Origin of the sequence: Rhodococcus sp. NPDC076796 (genome assembly GCF_040702765.1) — a bacterium.
In the GTDB taxonomy this organism is placed as follows: domain Bacteria; phylum Actinomycetota; class Actinomycetes; order Mycobacteriales; family Mycobacteriaceae; genus Rhodococcoides.
In genome coordinates, this window is the sequence record NZ_JBFBMS010000002.1 from 286,773 (window position 1) to 308,407 (window position 21,635).

Consider the following 21,635-nt stretch of genomic DNA (forward strand, 5'->3'; position numbering starts at 1 on the left):
CGCAGGTGGCGTGGCCATCGTGGAAAGGTCGGTCGGATCATTTCGAGGTAGTGGGGACCATCATGCGCCGCAAACTCACCGGGCAGGACAGTTCGGGTCGCTCCGCCTTCGCCGGCCACCCCAACCCGTTGCTCCGCGATTGCGACGTACGCCAGGCACGCATCAAGCACTGGGTGACCGCACTGCTGATACTCATGGTTCCGGTGTCGCTGTGGATCGGTGCCACCGCCCACTCCGATCAACAACAACGACTCGAAGACCAGAAGAGTTCGATCCACCAGGTCACCGCGACCACGACGGCCCCCGCCGAATCCACACCCGTGGCATCGACCGAGTTCGGCGCGTCCGGCGCGGCTGCGACCGCAGTCGACTCACGGTGGGTCTACCGAGGCGTCGAGCACACCGGACGCGTCAGCGTCGACACCGGATCACCTGTCGGTACCACCACGCAGATCTGGGTCGACAACAGCGGTGATCTGAGCATGCGACCACTGACCTCGTCGGACGTCGTCGCCGCGTCCATTTTCAACACCATCGGTAGCTGGGTGCTCGTGGCATCCGTTCTCATCGGCTTCTATCACCTGATGCGCTTCCGCTACGACGGTCGGCGGGACGCCCAATGGGACCGCGACATCGCCGATCTCCTGCGCCAGTACTGACTCGTCGCCGCCGATCCCAGGCGGCGATACAGTGCGCTTTTCGTATAGATAGTTAGCGTATGTAATAATAATCCGGTGAGTCACTCCGACGCAGACATCCGGGACCTCCTGTCGCAATTGGTCACCAGCTCGTCACGGTTCGTCCGATTGGCCGCACGGTTCGGCAGCGACGAATGGCCCAGAGCGTGGATGCGAGCGCTGTCGTTGCTCGAGGAATATCAGCCCCTGCGCATCAGCACGTTCGCCGAGCTGGACCGCTGCTCCCAACCGTCGGCGACGGCATTGCTCACCAAGCTGAGCAAGAGCGGCCTCGTCACCAGGACCGCCGATCCCGACGATTCCCGTGCCGTCCTCATCGAGATGACCGAAGACGGCCACCGATGGCTCGCCGCGAGTCGACGCCACATCGTCGACGGACTGGTGCCGTACCTGTCCGACCGCGACCCACACCAGATCCAGAAACTGACCGACGGCTTGAGCGAGCTTCGCAGCATCCTCGAGCCCGTCGATCACGAAATGAGAGGAACTATTTCGTGACCACCAGCACTTCCTCCGACAGCCTGCTGAAGCAACCGCGAGCGGTGTGGGCCGTCGCGTTCGCCAGCGTCATCGCCTTCATGGGCATCGGCCTCGTCGATCCCATCCTCAAGCCCATCGGTGAACAACTCGACGCCTCGCCGTCTCAGGTGTCGTTGCTGTTCACCAGCTACATGCTCGTGACCGGTGTCGCGATGCTGATCACCGGAGTGGTCTCGAGCCGCTTCGGACCCAAGCGCACCCTACTGGTGGGACTGGCGATCATCGTCGTCTTCGCCGCCCTGGCAGGCACGTCCGGATCGGTCGGCGAGATCATCGGTTTCCGCGCAGGCTGGGGACTGGGCAATGCCCTGTTCATCGCGACGGCGCTCTCGACCATCGTCGGTGCCGCATCAGGAGGTGTGGCCCGCGCGATCATCCTCTACGAGGCCGCGCTGGGTATCGGTATCGCCACCGGGCCCCTCGTCGGTGGAGTTCTCGGCGGATTCAGCTGGCGCGGACCGTTCTTCGGAGTTGCCGCACTGATGGCCGTCGCGTTCATCCTGCTCATCGTCATGCTCCCGGACACCCCGAAGCCCGCGCACACCACGTCGATACTCGATCCGTTCCGCGCGCTTCGACACCGCGGCCTGCTCACCGTCGGCATCACCGCGCTGCTCTACAACTACGGATTCTTCACCCTCCTCGCCTACACCCCGTTCCCGTTGGACATGGGCACGTACTCGATCGGCTTCATCTTCTTCGGCTGGGGCCTGTGCCTGGCGGTCGCGTCGGTGTTCGTCGCACCGAAGCTGCAGCGGGCCTTCGGAACGTTGAACATGATGATGCTCGCACTGCTGCTGTTTGCGCTGGATCTCGCCGTCATGGCGATGTTCACCGAGAACAAGACCGTCCTCATCGTGGGAACCGTCGTGGCCGGGTTGTTCCTCGGTGTCAATAACACGCTGATCACCGAGACCGTGATGATCTCGGCGCCGGTCGAGCGCTCGACGGCATCGGCGGCCTACAGCTTCGTCCGCTTCACCGGCGGGGCCGCAGCTCCCTACCTGGCCGGAAAACTGGGCGAGTCGAACATGCACGTCCCGTTCTGGGTGGGTGCCGCCTGCACCGCCCTCGCCATCGTGGTCCTGGCAACCGGCCGGAAGGTGCTCGCTCACGTCGACGACCATGAACCTGCACCTCACAGCATCGACGAGGCCCGGGCCGTGACGGTCGGCGACTGAAATACCTTCATCCGAAAGGCTTTTCGCGGCGGTCGAGACGTACACGTCTCGACCGCCGTTGCATGTCACGTATCCCTCTCGTCACATGTGCCCCATCAGTAACACTTTCATAACCAATTCTCAGGTAAAGCCGTTATCGGTTCCCGAGACCGGCCGGTTGGTTTACGGTCACGTCAACACGGTTGTTCGTGTGACTCACCAACAACACCCGTTCCGCGTGGGAGGGCGGGTGCGCGCAGCACGAAGCTGCCACTGACCGAAGGGCCACAATCTCCATGTCGCAGAAGTCGATCGCCAGGTCCAAGAAGGCGCGCCTCGCCGCTGCCGGGGCCGCCATGGCACTGTCCCTCTCCCTCGCCGCACCGGGAATCGCCAGTGCGCAGGAACCGACCACACCGGACAGCTCCGTCGTCGAGCAGCCCGCCACCGAAGGCGGCACCGAATCCGGAGATCCCACCGCCGAGGAGGGCGCAGCCGTCGAAGGATCCGCCACCGTCGACGGGGAACTTCAATCACCCGCTGTGACCTCGGAGGATGCGGCTGCAGCCGCGGCCGAGGCTGCGGCTGCCGTCGCAGCGGTCCCGGCCCCCGAAGCACCGTCGAGCATCCGCCCCCTGCCCCAGATCGTCCCCGGCATCGTCATGAACGACGACGGAACCGCGACGGTCAACCTCGACATCATCCCGCAGCTGTCCGACGCGGAGAAGCAGGCAATCGCCGACGCCGAAGCGGCCAGCAAGCTTGCCGCCGAAGCATCTGCCGCTGCTCAGGTGCGCCTCGACACAGCCAAGGCCGCCGACACCGCCGCGAGTAGCGACGCCACCAAAGCGGAGGTAGCCGCGGCCGAGGCCGACGTCAAGGCGAAGGCAGCCGTCACGGCCGCCGCATCGGCCAAGGTCCAGAGCGAGGCCGCGAGTGCGGCCGTCACCGCTGCCAAGAACACCGCAGCCGAGCTGCAGACCGCGGCAGAGGAGTCCAAGGCCGCCGCCGACAGTGCGGCAGCAGCCGCTGCGGAGGCAGACGCAAAGGCCAAGGAACTCGAAGACGCAGCCGTCTCGGGCGATCCCGAGGCTACTGCCGAAGCCGAGGCGGCCCGCGCGGATGCCAACGCGAAGGCCGAGCTCGCCGCCAGTGCCAAGGTCGAGGCCGACGAGTCGAACAAGGCCCTCGCAGATTCCGTTACCGCCGTTCAGGATTCGTTCAAGAACTTCAACCTCGCCAAAGTGACCGCTGCGGTTCGCGCTGCCGCTGCCACTGCCGCGAAGTCGCTGGCACTGAACGTCGAAGCACAGACTGCAGCCGCGGTGGCCGCGATGGCCGAGCAGAATGCCGTGAACCTCGAAGCCGCAGCCGAGGCTGCCGCGGGCGAGGAGACCGAATCCGAGAAGGCCGCAGCCGACGCCCGAACCGCAGCCGATGCGGCCAAGGCCGACGCCGAGGCCAAGGCAGAAGCGGCAACCGCAGCGCAGGCTGCACTCGACGCCGCCCCGTCGGATGCAGACATCACAGACCTCGAGCAGGCCGCAGCCGACGCCGCACAGGCAGTCGTGGACGCAGACGCCGCAGTTGTGGCCGCCGATGCAGATCTGGCAACCAAGACCGACGCAGCCGCTGCAGCCAAGACCAAGGCCACCGAGGCCGCGGACGCACTGGCAGCCGTACAGGCCGACGTCGATGCAGCGAGGGCCAATGCCGACGAGAAGGCCAAGGCCGAGGCCGATCTGAAGGCCGCAGCAGCCGAACTGGCCGCCAGCGGACCGAAGTTCGAGTGGACGATCAACCTCGGAAATGTTGTCCGCGAGGACGTTCCGGTCACCGAGGTCGACGAGAACACCGTCGTCGTCGACAAGACCGGAGTCTCCCTGGTCGGTGTCAGGAACGAGGACGGATCGTTCACCGTCGCGGACTACTTCACCACCGACGAGAACGGTGTCGTCAGCGTTGCAGGCGATCTGCCGCCGGTCGATCTCGCTCTCGGCGATTCCTCCGACGAGGCGTCGGGCGGGTCGGACAGCTCGTCCAACACCCCGGCGATTCTGGCCGGAGTCGGCGTGGTCGTGGTCGCGGCAGCAGGTGGAGCGTTCTACCTGCGTCGCCGCAGCTCCACCGATGCCACCTCGTAACACCCGCTGGCTGTGGACGGCGATCCTGACCCTCGTTCTACTCGTATCAGGTTGTGCGAGTGACGAAGTCGGGATCGCCGCGCCCGATCGCTCGCCGGTGCAGTCACAGATCTCGGTGGCTGCACCGGCGACCGACGTCGCTCCCGCTCAGCCGGAATACATCGAACTCCGGTCCTCGGACGGCACGACCTACCTGAGCAGCCCCATCCATCCCGACCCGCTCTACCGCGGCGGCGACAGTGGCCAGGTGCTGAACCCGGTCGACGAACTGCCCGCATGGTGGGCCGAGAGCGGTATGCCAGGAACATCCACCGAACAAACGGTAGTGGTTGCGGGACATAACTATTCGAAGCGTGATGCCCCATTCAAGGCACTGCGCGTGGTGACACCGGGCGACACCGTCGTGCTGCGCACAGCGAGCGGCACCCTGCAGTACGCGGTCGAATCGGTCGGCCCACTACCGAAGGGATCCCTGCTGGCGGACAACGAACTCCGACGCTCGGTGCCGGGACGATTGATCCTCGCCAACTGCGACGTCCAAGGCGGCGAACCCACCGACGACAACTTCGTCGTCGTCGCGCAACTGGTTCGCTGACAAGCTCTTCGAGGACTCGGGCTACAGGCCTAGGTCCGCCAGTCCGAGGAGGGATCGATATTCGAGCCCCTCGGCGGCGATGACCTCGTCCGCCCCGGTCGCCCGATCGACCACCGTGGCCACTCCGACGACCGTCGCGCCCGCGTCACGCAGAGCCTGCACGGCAGTGAGCGGAGAATTTCCGGTGGTCGTCGTATCTTCCACCACCAGAACACGTTTGCCGACGATGTCGGGGCCTTCGATCTGACGCTGCATGCCGTGCGCCTTCGCAGCCTTGCGCACCACGAACGCGTCGATCGGACGCCCCTGGGCATGCATGATCGACATGGCCACCGGATCTGCACCCATCGTCAGACCGCCGACCGACACGAAATCCCAATCGGCAACCAGATCACGCATCAGCGAACCGATCAGCGCACCCGCCCGATGATGCAGTGTCGCGCGACGCAGATCCACGTAGTAGTCGGCTTCTTTGCCCGACGACAACGTGACCTTCCCATGCACGACGGCAAGCTCTTTCACCAGATCGGCCAGTTCCTGCCGGTCCGAGTTCGCGCCACTGTCGGCCATGTTCGGGTTCCTCTCGTCGCACCACGGATCTTCGATAGGTCGGTACGAACTTACCCACCGAACCGCGCATGCGCTCCCGCCGGCACCGCTGATCGTTGTTGCTACTAGGCAGCGATCTCGGCCGACTGCTGCTCGTCGAGCAGTTCCTTGGTCTCCACGAACGGTTCCGGTGCGGTCAACGAGCGAGACCTGGCGACGAGCGAGGACGGGAACGTGCCGATCGCCTGCGACAACCGGTACGCATTGTCGTTGTACACGCGCACCGCGCCTGCGATACGACGCTCGGTGACGTTCAGTTCTCCGGCCGGACCCTGAAACGACCAATTGCCCAACGCGGTCTGACGCGCATCGGCATCGGCGAGCACGGCATGGAACGCGGCGGACAACGCATTCTCGGCAGCGGCCTGCGCCTGCAGACCCAGGCTGCGATCGCGTACGGCCTTGGACCACGAACGCGCGCCGCCGAGCTGACGCAGCAGATCACCGGACAGCCCGGTTGCCTCCGCGGCGGCGAGGAACGGGCCCAACTGCTCGTGACGTCGATCCAGCTCGACGTCGACCAGCCGCAGACTCTGCTCCGTCTGTTCGCTGTACCGACCGAGTCGACGCACCGCGATCACCACGTAACCGAGCACGACAACCAGGACCAGAATCACGACCGCCACGACAACACTTGAAGAAACCGTCACAGGGTACGAATTTAGCCGCGTAAGCGCGTCTGCGCTCGTAAACACGCCCGAAGTTTCATCAGGGCTGGTTGCGTCGGCGCTCCGAGTCGAACGGAATCGGACGCGACGCGGGCGGACGCGGCACCGGACGCGACGGATTCGCCGAACGCGCAGCCTGCGGACCGGCCGCATCGGGCCTCGGTGGACGCGGCCTACGTCCCGGCTCCTGCGGACGCGGCTCCTGGGTGCGGGGTTCCTGAATACGGGGTTCCTGAGGGCGCGGCTCGGCTACCCGAGGTGGCCGAACCCGTGGCTCGGGCGTCTTGGGTGCAGAGGTTCTCGGCTCGGCAACACGCGGCTCCGGGCTTCGAACCGCCTGAATACGAGGTTCCGCCACGCGAGGCTGGGGATTCTGCGGCGTGCGCGCCTGCTGAGTGTGCGCCTCCTGCACCAGTGGCCTACCGGGATCGCTTCGATCACGGCCGGGATCGCCGGGGCGAGAGCCGTAGACCGCGCTTCCGCGAACCGGGGGCAACACATGCAACATGCCCGACAGTCGCGCGACCGCGTCGATCGCGGCATCCCAATCGCGACCGGCACTGCTGAGCGGCAGAGATCCGAGCGTCCAGTCCTTCTCGCTCCACAACAGCTGCAGATTCGCCGGGATGGACTCGGTGAACGCAGCCATCCGCTGGTCGCAGACACGGCGAGCGATATCGACGTCGGTGGCGAACACCACGCGCGGGCCGATGGAGCCGAGCAGTTCCATGTCCTCGTCGCGCGGTGGTGGCGTCGAGCGGGGCCGAAGGTCGATGTCGACATCGGAACCGACCGAGCGCTGCACGGCCACGATCGTGCCCGTCTCCTCGACGTCGAAGAGAACGAACTCCTCACCGCGCCGAACGCCGGTCACCACTCCGAGAGCCACGTCGAACTCGGGCTTGGACAGGGCAGCGCGAGAGAACCGAGTGACCAGTTCTCGATCGTACGGTCGATACTCGTATCCCTGAGCCTTGGCCCACATCTGCCGAACACGTCCGGACTGATCTCGCTTGGACCTGTCGATGTAGAGCAGCGCCACTGCACCCATCAGTGCAATTGCCGCAAGGCCGAACCACATTGCCGTCATCGCGAACCACCTTAATCGACATCAACACCTGCGCCGCCCACCACCGCCGGGTCCTGTGAACGGTCCCTACGACAGCTCGGGTCGCCTATCCACCGAGACTGGGCGTTTCGATGATGACGTTCGCGCGAATCGTTCCGTCCTCGACGGCCTCGCCCTGCACCACGACGAAAGCACCGACGGTCAGCGACGCCAGATCGCTACCGGACAACGAGATTATCTGCGTCTGAGGTGTGGTCTGCACCGTCACCGGAGCGCCGTCGAGTCCGTCGAGCGTCAGAGTCGAACCGTCGTTGGCGCTGATCGTTCCCACCGACGAGCCCAGCTGACCGAGAATCTCGGGGATTCCACCCGGGATCAGCTCGGGGGTGGTGGCCGTGCCCGTTTCGGTGGGCTGCGGCGCAGTCGTGGGCGCACTCGAGGTGGGCGGCCGGATCGAGGTCGACGTCGACGGGCCGGTGGCCGTGGTGCCGGGCTCGTCCGATCCCCCACTCAGGAAGGAAATTCCGAACACCACGACGATGGCGAAGACAACGAATCCGATCAGCGCCAGAACCCATGGGCGGGGGCCCTTGCTGCCCGAATCAGCGGCGTTCGGTTCATCGGTGGGAGGCGGAGCGCCGTACTCCGGCGGCTGCCCGAATTGCCCCGTTTGCCCGAACTGCTGTGTGTGGCCGAACTGCTGAGTGTGACCGTACTGCTGGGGCTGGCCGTACTGAGCTGTGTCGTACCCCGGGGCCTGGCCGTACTGCGGAGCCTGGCCGTATTGCTGGGTCTGGCCGTAGGCCTGATTCGCCGCCGCCTGCTGCTCGGGGTCGTACGGCGGAAATGCCTGCGTGGGCTGATACCCCTGCGGATACGCCTGTGGGTCTGGATTCTGCTGGGCCGGATTCTGGTAAGCCGGGTTCTGATACGCCTGCGTCGGATACGCCTCGGTGGGGTGAGCGCCGTCGGGGTAGTGCTGGGCTTCGGGGTACGGCCGACCGTAGTCCTGGGTCGGCTCGGATGACTCCGTCTGGCGTGCCGCGTCCTGATCGCGTTCTCGAGGTGACCGCGGGTCGTCCGGATTCGTCATTCCACGAGCGTACCTACCCGGTACATCCCAGCTGAAGGCACAAAACAGGCCCGCACGAGCAGTGCTCGTGCGGGCCTGTTCAGGAAAAGACCGCAGCTAGCCCAGGATCAGGCGATCGCCATCCGGGCTGACGTTCACCGACACCACATCGCCGTCGTGGACGTCGCCGGCGAGCAGCAGCTTCGCCAGTTGATCCCCGATGGCCTGCTGGATCAGTCGGCGCAGCGGCCGCGCTCCGTACAGCGGGTCGTAGCCGCGCACCGCGAGCCACAACTTCGCCGGCGACGACACGTCCAGCGTCAGGCGACGAGCCGCCAGACGCTTGGCGAGGAAGCCGAGCTGGATGTCGACGATCGACTCGAGCTGATCCTCGGACAACGCGTCGAACACCACCACGTCGTCGAGTCGGTTGACGAACTCGGGCTTGAACGACCGCCGCACCGCGTCCATGACCTGCTCCTTGGTGCCGCCGGCACCGAGGTTGGAGGTGAGGATCAGGATCGTGTTGCGGAAGTCGACGGTTCGGCCCTGGCCGTCGGTGAGCCGGCCCTCGTCCAACACTGCGAGCAGGATGTCGAACACATCCGGGTGCGCTTTCTCGACCTCGTCGAAGAGCACCACCGTGTACGGACGCCTGCGCACAGCCTCGGTCAGCTGGCCACCGGCCTCGTATCCGACGTAGCCCGGAGGTGCACCGACGAGCCGAGCGACGGCATGCTTCTCGCTGTACTCGCTCATGTCGATGCGCACCATCGCGCGTTCGTCGTCGAAGAGGAACTCCGCCAACGCTTTCGCCAGCTCGGTCTTGCCGACGCCGGTGGGTCCGAGGAACAGGAACGATCCCGTCGGACGGTTGGGATCGGCCACCCCGGCGCGGGAGCGTCGGACGGCGTCGGACACCGCTTGTACTGCGTCCTTCTGACCGACGACCCGCTTACCGAGTTCGTCTTCCATGCGAAGCAGCTTGGCGGTCTCGCCCTCGAGCATCCGGCCCGCGGGGATTCCGGTCCAGGCTGCGACGACGTCGGCGACGTCGTCCGGTCCCACTTCTTCCTTGAGCATCACGTCGCCCTGAGCCGGCGAGTCCTCGGTCTTGGCTGCGAGCTCCTTCTCGAGAGTCGGGATGCGTCCGTAGCGCAGCTCGGCGGCCTTGCCCAGATCGCCGTCGCGTTCGGCGCGATCGGACTCGCCGCGCAGGTTCTCGAGCTCCTCCTTGAGGACCCGCACCGAGTCGATGGCGTTCTTCTCGTTCTGCCAGCGTGTGCTGAGCCCGGCGAGCTTCTCCTGCAGATCGGCGAGTTCCTGGCGGAGCTTGTCGAGCCGAGCTTTCGACGCGTCGTCGGTCTCCTTCGCCAGGGCCATCTCCTCGATTTCGAGGCGGCGGACGGCGCGTTCGACCTCGTCGATCTCGACGGGTCGCGAGTCGATCTCCATCCGCAGACGGGACGCGGCCTCGTCGACGAGGTCGATGGCCTTGTCGGGGAGGAACCTCGCGGTGATGTACCGGTCGCTGAGCGTGGCGGCGGCGACGAGGGCGGAGTCCGTGATCCGGACGCCGTGGTGCACCTCGTACCGCTCCTTGAGTCCGCGCAGGATGCCGACCGTGTCCTCGACCGACGGCTCACCGACGTAGACCTGCTGGAAGCGTCGTTCGAGCGCGGCGTCCTTCTCGATGTACTTGCGGTACTCCTCGAGAGTCGTCGCACCGACGAGGCGAAGTTCGCCGCGGGCGAGCATCGGTTTGATCATGTTGCCCGCGTCCATCGCCGATTCACCGGTCGCGCCTGCTCCGACGATGGTGTGCAGCTCGTCGATGAACGTGATCACCTGACCGGCGGAGTTCTTGATGTCGTCGAGCACGGCCTTGAGCCGTTCCTCGAACTCGCCGCGGAACTTCGCGCCAGCGACCATCGAACCGAGGTCGAGGGAGACGACGGTCTTGCCGCGCAGGCTCTCCGGAACGTCTCCGGCGATGACGCGCTGTGCGAGTCCTTCGACGATGGCCGTCTTGCCGACGCCGGGTTCGCCGATGAGCACCGGGTTGTTCTTGGTGCGGCGTGAGAGAACCTGCACGACGCGCCTGATCTCGGTGTCGCGTCCGATGACGGGATCGAGCTTGCCTGCTCGGGCCAGCGCGGTCAGGTCGGTGCTGTACTTCTCCAGCGCCTGGTAGGTGTTCTCGGGATCTGCGCTGGTGACCCGGGCGCTGCCCCGGACGGCTTGGAAGGCGTCGCGCAGCTCGTTCGGTCCGGCTCCGTGGCCGGTCAGGAGCTTGGCGACGTCGTCGCTGCCGGTCGCCAGGCCCACCATGATGTGTTCGGTGGAGACGAACTCGTCGTCGAGTTCGGTGGCCAGGTGCTGCGCGGCGGTGATCGCGGCGAGAGTTTCACGGCCGAGTTGCGGAGTGGTGGTCGAACCGGATGCCGAGGGCATGCGGTCGACGAGGTTCTGCGCTTCTCGACGCACCGTTGCGGGGTCGACGCCGACGGCCTTCAGCAAGGGTGTGGCGATGCCGTCGGTCTGATCGAGCAACGCCACCAACAAATGTGCCGGACGGATATCCGGGTTACCGGCCGCGGATGCGGCCTGCAGAGCAGCGGAAAGTGCTGCCTGCGACTTCGTGGTGGGAGTGAAACTGTCCACCGGTCACCTTCTTTCCAGAGTGGATTTCAAAGCCTGTCGATGACTACAACCATAGACAAGTTGAGTCTGTTCCGCTCAACCTTGTTTTTCTCCACATTCGGCGAAATGCGGGATATCCTCGATCGGTCTACTTTGGTGACGGTCGGTGGTGTGTCATCGGCAGTGATTCGGTGGGGTGGAGGTGGATCGATGCTCGACGCGCGCACGATCTCCCTGGTTCGCACCGGATTCAAATCTGTCGTAGCCGCACAGGACGGCCCGGCGCGGCTGTCCCGGTCGTTCTACGGGCATCTCTTCGCCGAGTACCCCGAGTTCCGTGCCCTGTTCCCCGCGTCGATGGATGCGTTGCGCGAACACTTCGTCATGGCACTCGGCTATGTCTTCGAGCATCTCGACGACCCCGACCGCGTCGAACCGTTCCTCGAGCAGCTCGGCCGGGACCACCGCAAGCACGGAATCTCGGGCGCGCATTTCCGTGCGGGCAGCTCGGCTCTGATCAGCGCGTTCCGCACCTTCGCCGGCAACGAGGTATGGACCGACGAGGTCGAGACCGCCTGGAACGACGCACTCACCGTCGTGAGCAATGCGATGGCCGTCGCAGCCGACAACGACGAACTGCCGCCGTTCTGGAGTGCCACCGTCGTCGAACATCATCGGCTTCTCGACGACCTCGCGGTGGTGCGATTGAAGACCGACGGCGAGATCCCGTACTTCCCCGGGCAGTACGTCAGTGTGCAGATTCCGCAGCGGCCGAAGCTGTGGCGGTACCTTTCCCCGGCCATCCCCAGCAATCCGTACGGCGAGATCGAGTTCCATGTTCGACGCGTCTCCGGGGGCTGGGTGTCGCCTGCGATGGTCACCGAAACCGCCGTGGGTGATCGCTGGTCCATCAGTCCGCCGCTGGGCGGGATGCATGTCGATCGCGCGATCCGCGAGGACGTGCTGATGATCGCGGGAGGCACCGGGCTGGCTCCGCTGCGTGCGCAGGTGATGGAGATGGCGCAGCGCAGCAACAATCCGCGGGTGCATCTGTTCGTCAGCGGTACGTATCCGTGCGACCTCTACGATCTGGACACCCTGTGGCAGTTGTCGCTGTCGAACCCGTGGCTGACGGTCGTTCCGGTGACCGAGGAGCTCGAGAATCCGTGGTGGTTTTCGGGAACACCTCGCGAACTACCGTGGGGCATGCACCACCGTCTGCACGGCGCGGTGGGCAAGGTGGTCACCCAGTTCGGCTCGTGGGCCGATCGGCAGATTCAGATCTGCGGGTCGCCGTCGATGGTACGGACGACGATCTACGCCCTCCGCAAGGTCGGCACGCCGATGGAGCACATTCAGCACGATCCGTTCTGAATCACTCTGCGCTGCAGGAAAATCAGCTCGACAGAGATTTCGGCGGCAGATCCTCGACGATTCCGCCGGCCACCAGTCGTGGACTCCAGGTCTCGGTGATGAGTCGGCCGTCTCCGGTGATGATCGCATCGGGATCCGGATCGATCAGAATCGGATAGCCGGTGTCCGCGGTGGCCAGGACGTTCTGCACCAGGAGGCCGTTCTCGATGGTGTAGTGCACGCGAACCGGATGCAGGTCGGAGTCGAAAGCCCATGGGCGGCCGATGAATATCACTGCATCGCCGAGATCGTCGAGTACCGACACCGAGCCGTCGTGCTCGAGCCGCAGGCTCCACCGGGGCGGCATGGACGTGGCGAACTCGAACCGGTGGGGCGCTCGCGCGTCGAGCAGGTGGATCATCAACAGCGCACCGTCTCGTGGATCTCGTTGCGGGACAATCACTTCGAACGAACCGCATTCGTAGAACCTGGACCCGAACGGCCCTGGGATGCCTGCGCCGAGATCGTCTGCGATGGCGAGTTCGAGCCGAACGAACCCGGAGCCGTCCTCGGCCCGGAGCATGATTCCCTCGGACGGGTGCGGCATGGGCGACTCGTCCCGCGGCGCGTAGGACAGCACTGCGCGCAGCAGTGGTTCGACCACCTCCGCGTCACCGTCTCGTGAATCGAACGTTCGTCGTCGACGACCGGTCATCTCCACCCCCTTCGCCTGGCAAGACAGTCTGCCACCGAGGCTCGAAGCACGTGTCCGATTCTGCGGAAAACCATTCGTTCGATCCAGTGTCCTGGGCACCCGGCTGCGCGGACTCGGCCCCGCACGTCACCCACCCCATGAAACCGATCAGTACGATTTTCGGATGAGTTTCTGCAGGTCAGCCATGGTTCGCCGGAATCGCGGCAGCGGCTACTATGAGCCGGTTCGGTCCGCGGCGGACCGATCTGCCCGGGTGGGCAGCGGCTGTATCAGGAAGGCACACACATCCCCGATGTCCGCTGATTTCGCCGCACGTCTGAACCATCTGTTCTCCACGATCCACCCGCCCGGACGCAAGCCACACACCAATGCCGAGGTCGCCGACGCTCTGGCCCTGCGCGGGCATCAGATCTCCAAGCCGTACATCTCGCAATTGCGGTCGGGGCAGCGCGCCAATCCGTCCGCGGACACCGTGGCGGCACTCGCCGCGTTCTTCAAGGTCAAGTCCGACTACTTCTTCGACAACATCTACGCAGCCAAGGTCGATCACGACCTCGAACTGCTCACCCAGCTGCAGGGATACGGCCTACGCCGCCTGTCCGCCCGGGCATTCGACCTGTCCGAGGAATCCCAGAACCTACTCAGCTCGATGGCCGAGAAGCTCCGCGTGAGCGAAGGACTCCCCGCGGTGCCGCCCGACAGCACCCTCTAGGACCCAGTTTTGGCCGCAATTCGGGCCTGCACTTCGGGACGCCTCAGTGGCGGCACCGTCGGCGGAGGCTGACGGCGTTCCGGGAGCGCATCGAGGAGCCGGTGCGTCGTTGCCGTCACCTCGCTGACAGCCAGCTCGAAGGCGTCACGGGTGGCGTCGGACGTCTTCTGCACGCCGCTGATCTTGCGGACGTACTGACGCGCGGCCGCTTCGATCTCCTCGTCGGTGGCGTGGGGTTCCAAGCCTCGCAGGGTGGTGATGTTTCGGCACATGCGTCGACGATAACCCCGCAGGTCACACCTCGAGAAGACCTGCCACGGCACGTAGACACACGGCACGGACCTGCTCTCGGTCGAGAGTTCTGCGCTCCACCCAGTCCAGGCACACCGCTCGCACGAAGGCCACCCACCCGTGCAGCGCGGTCCGGATCATTTCGTCGTCGCGAAATCTCTCGGGCAGAGCAGCCAGGATCCGCTCCTGCTGGATCTCGAACTCACGCGTGAGGATGTCGTCGATTCGGCGGTCCCCCAGTAGGGACCCGCGGTTGACGGCTCGAACGCCGTGCGCGTGCTCGTCGGTGTAGGAGATGTAGGCGTCGAGCCCGGCGGCGATCTGCTCGAGGACAGGCAGCGAGGTGTCCGGTGCGGTGAGGTCGAGGTTTCGCTCGGATTCGGTGCGCACGATCTCGACGAAGAACTCCCGCTTGGACGGGAAGTAGTGGTACATCAACCCGCGTGAGACGCCCGCGAGATCGGCGACCTCCTCGATCCACACGTCCTCGTAGGGCCGCTCGGCGAACAGTGCCGAGCCGATCTCGAGTAGTTGCGCACGCCGTTGCGCCGGCGTCATGCGCTTGCGAGGTGTGGTCATGGGCCTCGAACTTTACTTGACACGAGTTCAACAGTGAGTACGGTCACTATTGGACACCGATTCAACAAGCCGAAACCATGGAGTGGCGATGTCGACAGAGTTCGCGGTACGAAACGGCGCTCTACCGCATCCCCCGTACCGAATTCCCGTGCTCGGCGACCTGGTCGGCGTCGACCCGCGCACCCCGGTTCAGGATTCGACCGCCATGGCAGGCCGTCTCGGCCCGATGTTCGAGCGGAACGTCCTCGGCCGGCGCTTTGTCTTCGCCTCCGGTGCCGACGTGGTGGGCGAGCTGTGCGACGAGAAGCGCTTCGAGAAGTTTCTGCCCCCGGGAGTCGAGAATCTGCGCGACATCGGGGCCGACGGGCTGTTCACCGCCTACAACCACGAGCCGAACTGGCAACGCGCCCACGATCTTCTGCGTCCGGCGTTCACCGCCGGTGCCATGCGCGGCTATCACGAGATCATGGTCGACGTCGCCGACGATCTCGTTCGGCACTGGGAAGGCCGCTCACGCGCAGGCGCAACGACCGACGTGTCCTCGGACATGACGAAGCTGACGCTCGAGACCATCGGTCGCACCGGATTCAGTTACAGCTTCGGCTCGTTCGAGCGAACCGAGCCGCATCCGTTCGTCTCCGCCATGGTCGGCGCACTGACGTACAACCAGCGGCGTGCGTTGCTGAAGATCCCCGCGTTCGCCAAGCCCCTGTTCGCCCGATCCGATCGAAAGTACGCACACAACAAGCAGTACCTGGCCGACGTCCTCACAGATGTCGTCCGGACCAGACGCCGGTCCACCGAAGACTTCGACGACCTGCTGCAGATCATGATGGACGCGGCACGCGAGGTCGACAATCCGAATGCACTGAGCGAAGCCAACATCGGCTACCAGATCCTGACGTTCCTGATCGCCGGGCACGAGACCACCTCCGGTGCACTGTCGTTCGCGCTGTACTACCTGGCGACACATCCGGAAGTCTTCGAGCGGGCCCGCGCCGAGGTCGACGAGGTGTGGGGCGCGGGCAAGCCCGAGTTCGGGCAGGTCCCCAAGCTGCGATACGTCCGCCGAGTCCTCGACGAATCACTGCGCCTGTGGCCGACGGTTCCCGCGTTCGGCCGCGGAGCACGGACCGAGACCACCGTCGGTGACGGCTACCGAATGGCGGCCGGGGACTGGGCGATCGTGCTGGTGACGGCCCTGCATCGCGATCCGGTGTGGGGCGATCGACCCGGCGAGTTCGACCCGGACAACTTTCTACCCGACCGCATCAGAGCCAGACCGGCTCATGTCTACAAGCCCTTCGGCACCGGTGAACGCGCCTGCATCGGAAGGCAATTCGCCATTCACGAAGCGGTCCTGGTACTCGGAACGATTCTCCAGCGTTTCGATCTGCGAGCCGACCCGTCGTACAACCTGCAGGTCGTGGAACGACTGACCATGATGCCCACCGGCTTTCGGGTGCAACCGACAACACGACGGTAGTCAGTCCGGCAACAGCGGAACCGAGATTCCCGGATCGCGGCCGAGCAGCACCCCACGAGTGAGCGAGGTGGATCCGAACTTCTTGTGTACCCCGTCGAGCGCGCGGTCGAGAGCCGATGCCTCCGGGGGCTTTCGCACCGACGGTGCGTCGAACTGCAACTCGAGCTGTTCCGCTCCGCCCTTGTCGATACTCGAGACGGTGACACCGACGAGGGTGATGCCCTTCTCCGCGATCAGCGGTGCAGCATCGCGGAGCAGTTCGAGTGCGGCGTCCAGGATGTCTCGGGTGTCGGCGGTCGCGCGATCGAGTGTGTGCGAGCGGGTGGCGCGAGTGAAGTCGGCAAAACGCAAGCGCAACATAACGGTTCGACCGGTTCGCTCCGCTGCGCGCATCCGGTGCGTGACGCGATCGACGAGCCCGATCAACGACGCCTCCACCTCGGCCGCGTCGTGCCTACCGCGTCCGAGTGCTCGCTGCGCGCCGATGGAACTACGCGACTTCCCTGGTTGGACGCGCCGCGGATCCCGGCCCATGGCCAGCGCGTACAGGTGGGCGCCCGCACCCTTGCCGAGCACCGAGGCCAACGACCGCTCGCCGTAGGCTGCGATATCCCCGACGGTCCTGATGTCGAGGACATGGAGCTTCTCGGCGGTCACTTTGCCGACACCCCACAGCCTTTCGATGTTCAGTGGATGCAGGAACTCGAGCTCGCCGCCGGGCGGAACGAGAAGCAGTCCGTCGGGCTTGGCGAACGCGCTGGCCACCTTCGCCAGGAATTTGGTGGTCGCGATCCCGACGGTGATCGGCAGCCCCACCTGCTCGGCGACGTCCCGTCGCAGTTGTTCCCCGATCGAGGCGGCGCTGCCCGCGATCTTGCGCAGACCGCCGACGTCGAGGAACGCCTCGTCGATGGAGATGCCCTCCACCAACGGCGTGGTGTCGTGGAAGACGTCGAACACGTCCTTGCTCGCCTGCGAGTACGCCTCCATGCGAGGGGGGACCACGATGGCCTGCGGGCACACCGCGCGGGCCTGCCCGCCGCTCATTGCCGTGCGCACGCCGAACGCTTTGGCCTCGTAGCTGGCGGCGAGCACCACTCCCCCGCCGACGATGACCGGCTTTCCGCGCAACCGAGGGTCGTCGCGCTGCTCCACCGAGGCATAGAAGGAGTCGAGATCGGCGTGCATGATGCTCGCCAAATTCTGAGTGTTCGACTCCACGAAACTATGCTCGCACGTGCTACCGACACTCCTCCATGCACAACCCGAGCAATCAGGGTGGACGAAGTGACCCAGATCACCGAGTGTGCCATTGTTGAAGCCGTCGGATCGGCGTGAACGGCTGGAGAAAATCGTGACGGCCTGGTGGCGGTGGTACGCAGTGCTCGGCGCATTCGGCTGCGCCGCCTACTTCGTGGTCCCGACGACCGTCTGGGGCCAGTCGGTCTTCGTTCTCGTCGGAGCCTCCGCCGTCGCCGCCACCGTCATCGGCACCAGAATGCACCGGCCACGCAACCGCACAGCGTGGCTGGCCATCGCGGCAGGTACTGCCCTGTGGGTGATCGGCGACATCGCCTACGAGTGGATCCACATCACCCGGGGCAGCGTCCCGTATCCGTCGCTGGCAGACGCCTTCTATCTCGTCGGGTATCCGGTCTACGGTTTCGGCTTGTTTCTCCTCGCTCGGCACAAGTGGCGAGCGAGTGAGCGCGGCCATGTCGCCAACAGCGCCATTGTCATGGTCGCGTTCGGTCTGCTCACCTGGGTGTTCGCCGTGCAGCCGTCACTCGGCGAAGAGGGTATATCCGGAATCGCCGGTCTGGTCGAGGTCGCGTACCCCGCGATGGACATCTTCCTGCTGGGACTGCTGGCCCACTTCGTCGGCTCACGGCAATGGCGAGCCCTGTCCTATCGACTGCTCACCGTGGCCGTTGCGCTGCTCGTCGTCACCGACACCGTGAACAACTTCGCGATGGTCTCGGATTCCTCGTCCGACAGGTCTCTGTTCGACGTCGGTTGGACCATCTCCTATGTCCTGATCGGCGTCGCAGCCCTTCACCCGTCCATGCGGCGCATCACCAACCCGAACATCGAGTCCGACGCCCATCTGATGGCGTCGTTCACCACTCCCACGGTCGTCGTGTTGACCGCGGCCACCCTGACTGCGCCGATCGTGATGTTCATCGAAGTCGTTCGCGACGAGCCGATCGCCCAATGGGGATGGGCGGTGCTGCTGTGCGCACTCGCATTGGTGGTGCTGGTGATGTTCCGCATCACGGATCTGCTGCGGTTGTTGCACACTCAGACCGTCCAGCTACGTGCCGTCGCAGATACCGATCACCTCACCGGACTGGCCAACCTGCGCGCCCTCGAACATCGGCTCTGGGGCAATGCGGGTGAATCGACTTTGCTGACCGTCGATATCGACCGCTTCAAGGAGATCAACGACACCTTCGGACGCGGCCTCGGCGACCAGGTCCTCGTGGTGGTCGCCGAGCGCCTTCGCGGCGTCGCCGACGACTCGATTCTGTTGGCGCGCTTGGCCGGTGACGAGTTCGCCTTGTGTGGGGCATCGGAATCGATGGATCCGGCCGCGTTGGCACACGAGATTCAGCTCCGGTTCGCCACACCCTTCGAGGTGGGGAACATGACCCTGCTGATCGAAGCGAGCGTCGGCGTTGCGACGAATTCTCCGGCCGGCGACGGTGAGGACGAGACGACACCCGATCGCCTCGTGCAGCGCGCCGACCTCGCCGTCCAGACCGCGAAAGCCGCTCAGTCGCGCATCGCGTACTACGACCGGTCGATGGACCGGGACAAGAGCGAGCAACTCATCATGCTCGGCGAACTCACCACAGCACTGGAAACGGATCAACTGCGACTGCACTATCAGCCGCAGGTCGACCTCACGACGATGACCGTCGTCGGCGTGGAGGCACTGCTGCGGTGGCATCACCCCAACGGCGCGGTCTTGTCCCCCAGCGCATTCCTGCCCACCGCCGAACGCACCGGACTGATCCGGCCGTTGACGAGCTACGTCCTCACCCACGCCCTCGCCCAACGCGAGCAGTGGATGTCCGAGGGACTCGAGTTGAGCATCGCCGTCAACATCTCGACCCGCAATCTGTTCGACGACACCCTCATCGGGCAGGTGTGCACGGCGCTGAAGGAATTTGCCTGCCCACCTGGCCGATTGACCTTGGAAGTGACCGAGACGTCGGCGATGACCGACCCGGTGGGCGCGACCGAGAGCCTGTCGATATTGCATGCGATGGGTGTGCAAGTCGCCATCGACGACTACGGCACGGGCTACAGCTCTCTCGCGTACATCGAGCGGCTACCGGTACAGGAGTTGAAGATCGACCGCACCTTCATCGGCGGCATGGCGCGCAACCCAGCGCATGCAGCCATCGTGCGATCGACCGTCGAACTCGCCCGTACGCTGGGATTGTCGGTCACGGCAGAGGGAGTGGAGGACGAGGTGACGATGACGGCGTTGCGCGAGCTACGGTGCGGACGAGCTCAGGGTTACCACCTCGGCCGGCCCACCTCGGCAGACCGACTGCCCGCCCTGGTCGCCGAACTGAACGCACGTCTGAATACTGCTACAGGAGAACGGATATCATGACCGAGGCAGCCCTGTCGGTGTACGCCGCGATCAGATCTCGCCGCGACGTCCGCGCCGAGTTCGACGGCACCGTCGTCGACGACGAGACTCTGCGCCGAATCCTCGGAGCGGCGCATCAGGCCCCGAGCGTCGGCAACACCCAGCCCTGGGACTTCGTGGTCGTCCGCAAGCCCGACACTCTGAGCGCATTCGCCGCCCACGTGGCCGGTTGCCGACAGGACTTCGCGGACAAGCTGGACGCCGAACGCCGAAAGACGTTCGACCCCATCCGTATCGAGGGAATCGAGACGAGCGGAACCGGCGTGGTCGTCACCTACGATCCGAACCGTGGAGGACGGCACGTCCTCGGCCGCGACACCGTCGACGACACCGGACTGTTCTCCGCCGTACTTGCCATCGAAAACCTTTGGCTCGCAGCGATAGCCGAGAACGTCGGCGTCGGCTGGGTCTCGTTCTACGACGAGGCATACCTCACCGAACTGCTCGACATCCCCGCACCGGTCCGGCCGATCGCCTGGCTGTGTGTCGGCCCGGTCGAATCGTTCCAGGAGGTACCCGATCTCGAGCGCTTCGGTTGGCGCACCCGGCGTCCCCTCGATGACGCCCTGCACTTCGAGCAGTACCGCCGATGAGGGCGCGTCTGGTTGCCGTGGCCACTGCCTGCCTGCTCGTGGCCGGCTGCTCTACTGCCGAATCGCCTACCGAACCGTCCACTCCACCGACCACTCCGGCGGCCGAGCCCGCACAGGCTCCGGATGCTGCCGACCCGATCGGTACGGTCGTTCCACTTCCGGGCGCTCCCGAGGGTGTTGTGGTGGGAACGTCCGGGATCGCTGCTGCCGGGGTGCGCGAGCCCGACGGCGTGGTGCTGTTCGACGCGGCCACCGGCGCTGTGCGGCAGATGGTCTCGACGACGGGTGCGCCGCGCCATCTCTCACTGGCCGGTCCCGACGGCCCGGTGCTGGTTCCGCTCGAGGGCAGCGACGAACTGCTCGAGATCTCGCTCGCCGACGGTGCGATTCTGTCGACCGCCACCGGGGTGGGCCGTCAGCCCCACGATGCCGTGCAGACCTCCGACGGCACCATCGTGGCCACCAACGAGATGGGCGGCGGAGTGATCTTCCTGCGCGGCGGGTCGGTGGTGGGGGAACTACCGCCTGGCCCCGTCCAACCCGGTGGTGTCGCGGCTCTCGGCCCGTTCGCTGCCGTCGCGGACGTCCAGGGCAACGGTGTGTGGGTCTACGACGGTGCGACGCAGCAGGAGGTTGCGCAGGCTCCGATCGGCGTCAAGCTCACACACGCGGTGACGGTCGATCAGACGGTGGCCGGGTTCGCCGACACCGACGGCGGCACGGTCCTTCTCGCATCGGTCGACGCGGACGGGGGCATTCGTCAGATCGCGTCGATCGACGCACCCGGCAACCCGTACGGGCTCGCCGTGGATCCCGAACGCCGGCTGCTGTTCGTGACGCTGACCGCGTCGAACGTACTGCGGGTGGTCGACGTGTCGGATCCCGCTGCTCCGCGCACCCTGGGCGATGTGCCGACGGTGACGCAGGCCAATTCGGTTGCGGTCGATCCGCGGACCGGCGACGTGCTGGTGACCGGCAGCGACCCGGGCGCGAGCAGTTCGATTCAGATCATCACCCGCGCGGAGTTGCCTGGTAGTTAGG

Annotated in this window: 20 protein-coding genes; 11 read left to right on the plus strand and 9 right to left on the minus strand. The window is 65.5% G+C overall.

What is annotated here, in order from left to right; translation table 11 throughout:
* Positions 1–62: 62 nt before the first annotated feature.
* The 5 genes from AB0366_RS06565 to AB0366_RS06585 all read left to right on the plus strand — a co-directional run bounded on the left by AB0366_RS06565 (position 63) and on the right by AB0366_RS06585 (position 5,137).
* Complete coding sequence (locus AB0366_RS06565) at positions 63–659, plus strand: hypothetical protein (RefSeq protein WP_366243172.1); 597 nt, start codon at positions 63–65, stop codon at positions 657–659.
* A 75-nt stretch (positions 660–734) separates the two neighbouring features.
* A complete protein-coding gene (locus AB0366_RS06570; protein WP_366243173.1) occupies positions 735–1,196 on the plus strand; it encodes a MarR family transcriptional regulator in 462 nt (153 codons plus the stop codon).
* Positions 1,193–2,419: an MFS transporter gene (locus tag AB0366_RS06575; protein ID WP_366243174.1), complete on the plus strand. Its 1,227-nt coding sequence runs from the start codon at positions 1,193–1,195 to the stop codon at positions 2,417–2,419. Before AB0366_RS06570 ends, AB0366_RS06575 begins: the two co-directional genes overlap by 4 nt.
* Before the next feature lie 275 nt (positions 2,420–2,694).
* Positions 2,695–4,542 carry a hypothetical protein gene (locus AB0366_RS06580; RefSeq protein WP_366243175.1) on the plus strand — a complete coding sequence of 616 codons (1,848 nt, stop codon included), beginning with the start codon at positions 2,695–2,697 and terminating at the stop codon, positions 4,540–4,542.
* Positions 4,529–5,137, plus strand: coding sequence for a class F sortase (locus tag AB0366_RS06585; RefSeq protein WP_366243176.1), 609 nt, complete (start codon positions 4,529–4,531; stop codon positions 5,135–5,137). Before AB0366_RS06580 ends, AB0366_RS06585 begins: the two co-directional genes overlap by 14 nt.
* Before the next feature lie 21 nt (positions 5,138–5,158).
* Here the strand turns inward: AB0366_RS06585 and pyrE are convergent, their stop codons facing one another.
* The 5 genes from pyrE to clpB form a co-directional block, all read right to left on the minus strand.
* Positions 5,159–5,707: an orotate phosphoribosyltransferase gene (gene pyrE / locus AB0366_RS06590; protein ID WP_366243177.1), complete on the minus strand. Its 549-nt coding sequence runs from the start codon at positions 5,705–5,707 to the stop codon at positions 5,159–5,161.
* A gap of 104 nt (positions 5,708–5,811) precedes the next feature.
* Positions 5,812–6,372, minus strand: a complete 561-nt coding sequence (locus tag AB0366_RS06595) for a LemA family protein (protein WP_366243178.1) — start codon at positions 6,370–6,372, stop codon at positions 5,812–5,814.
* 82 nt (positions 6,373–6,454) lie between these two features.
* On the minus strand, positions 6,455–7,504 hold the full coding sequence (locus tag AB0366_RS06600; protein ID WP_366243179.1) for a hypothetical protein: 1,050 nt from the start codon (positions 7,502–7,504) through the stop codon (positions 6,455–6,457).
* Positions 7,505–7,589: 85 nt separating this feature from the next.
* On the minus strand, positions 7,590–8,576 hold the full coding sequence (locus tag AB0366_RS06605; RefSeq protein ID WP_366243180.1) for a DUF5666 domain-containing protein: 987 nt from the start codon (positions 8,574–8,576) through the stop codon (positions 7,590–7,592).
* Between the two features lie 96 nt (positions 8,577–8,672).
* Complete coding sequence (clpB, locus tag AB0366_RS06610) at positions 8,673–11,219, minus strand: ATP-dependent chaperone ClpB (RefSeq protein WP_366243181.1); 2,547 nt, start codon at positions 11,217–11,219, stop codon at positions 8,673–8,675.
* A 189-nt stretch (positions 11,220–11,408) separates the two neighbouring features.
* On the opposite strand from clpB, the gene AB0366_RS06615 reads away from it, so the two are divergent.
* Positions 11,409–12,572, plus strand: coding sequence for a globin domain-containing protein (locus AB0366_RS06615; RefSeq protein ID WP_366243800.1), 1,164 nt, complete (start codon positions 11,409–11,411; stop codon positions 12,570–12,572).
* Between the two features lie 22 nt (positions 12,573–12,594).
* Here AB0366_RS06615 and AB0366_RS06620 read toward each other — a convergent pair whose 3' ends face one another.
* On the minus strand, positions 12,595–13,266 hold the full coding sequence (locus tag AB0366_RS06620) for a hypothetical protein (protein WP_366243182.1): 672 nt from the start codon (positions 13,264–13,266) through the stop codon (positions 12,595–12,597).
* Positions 13,267–13,558: 292 nt separating this feature from the next.
* On the opposite strand from AB0366_RS06620, the gene AB0366_RS06625 reads away from it, so the two are divergent.
* Positions 13,559–13,978, plus strand: a complete 420-nt coding sequence (locus AB0366_RS06625; protein ID WP_366243183.1) for a helix-turn-helix domain-containing protein — start codon at positions 13,559–13,561, stop codon at positions 13,976–13,978.
* Here AB0366_RS06625 and AB0366_RS06630 read toward each other — a convergent pair.
* Positions 13,975–14,250 (minus strand): DUF2277 domain-containing protein, encoded by a 276-nt coding sequence (locus AB0366_RS06630; protein ID WP_366243184.1) that lies wholly within the window; start codon positions 14,248–14,250, stop codon positions 13,975–13,977. The two genes, AB0366_RS06625 and AB0366_RS06630, sit on opposite strands and share 4 nt — an antisense overlap.
* A 22-nt stretch (positions 14,251–14,272) precedes the next feature.
* Positions 14,273–14,848 carry a TetR/AcrR family transcriptional regulator gene (locus tag AB0366_RS06635; protein ID WP_366243185.1) on the minus strand — a complete coding sequence of 192 codons (576 nt, stop codon included), beginning with the start codon at positions 14,846–14,848 and terminating at the stop codon, positions 14,273–14,275.
* Between the two features lie 88 nt (positions 14,849–14,936).
* Here AB0366_RS06635 and AB0366_RS06640 point away from each other — a divergent pair, with 88 nt between their 5' ends.
* Positions 14,937–16,334, plus strand: a complete 1,398-nt coding sequence (locus AB0366_RS06640; protein ID WP_366243186.1) for a cytochrome P450 — start codon at positions 14,937–14,939, stop codon at positions 16,332–16,334.
* Here the strand turns inward: AB0366_RS06640 and dinB are convergent, their stop codons facing one another.
* A complete protein-coding gene (gene dinB, locus AB0366_RS06645) occupies positions 16,335–17,555 on the minus strand; it encodes a DNA polymerase IV (RefSeq protein WP_366243187.1) in 1,221 nt (406 codons plus the stop codon).
* A 133-nt stretch (positions 17,556–17,688) separates the two neighbouring features.
* Between dinB and AB0366_RS06650 the strand changes: the two genes are divergently transcribed.
* The 3 genes from AB0366_RS06650 to AB0366_RS06660 are packed head-to-tail and all read left to right on the plus strand — an operon-like array spanning position 17,689 to position 21,634.
* Entirely contained in the window at positions 17,689–19,962 is a 2,274-nt protein-coding gene (locus AB0366_RS06650; protein ID WP_366243188.1) for a bifunctional diguanylate cyclase/phosphodiesterase, read from the plus strand.
* An 11-nt stretch (positions 19,963–19,973) separates the two neighbouring features.
* Entirely contained in the window at positions 19,974–20,594 is a 621-nt protein-coding gene (bluB, locus tag AB0366_RS06655; protein ID WP_366243802.1) for a 5,6-dimethylbenzimidazole synthase, read from the plus strand.
* Positions 20,591–21,634 (plus strand): hypothetical protein, encoded by a 1,044-nt coding sequence (locus AB0366_RS06660; protein ID WP_366243189.1) that lies wholly within the window; start codon positions 20,591–20,593, stop codon positions 21,632–21,634. Before bluB ends, AB0366_RS06660 begins: the two co-directional genes overlap by 4 nt.
* Position 21,635: the final 1 nt, after the last annotated feature.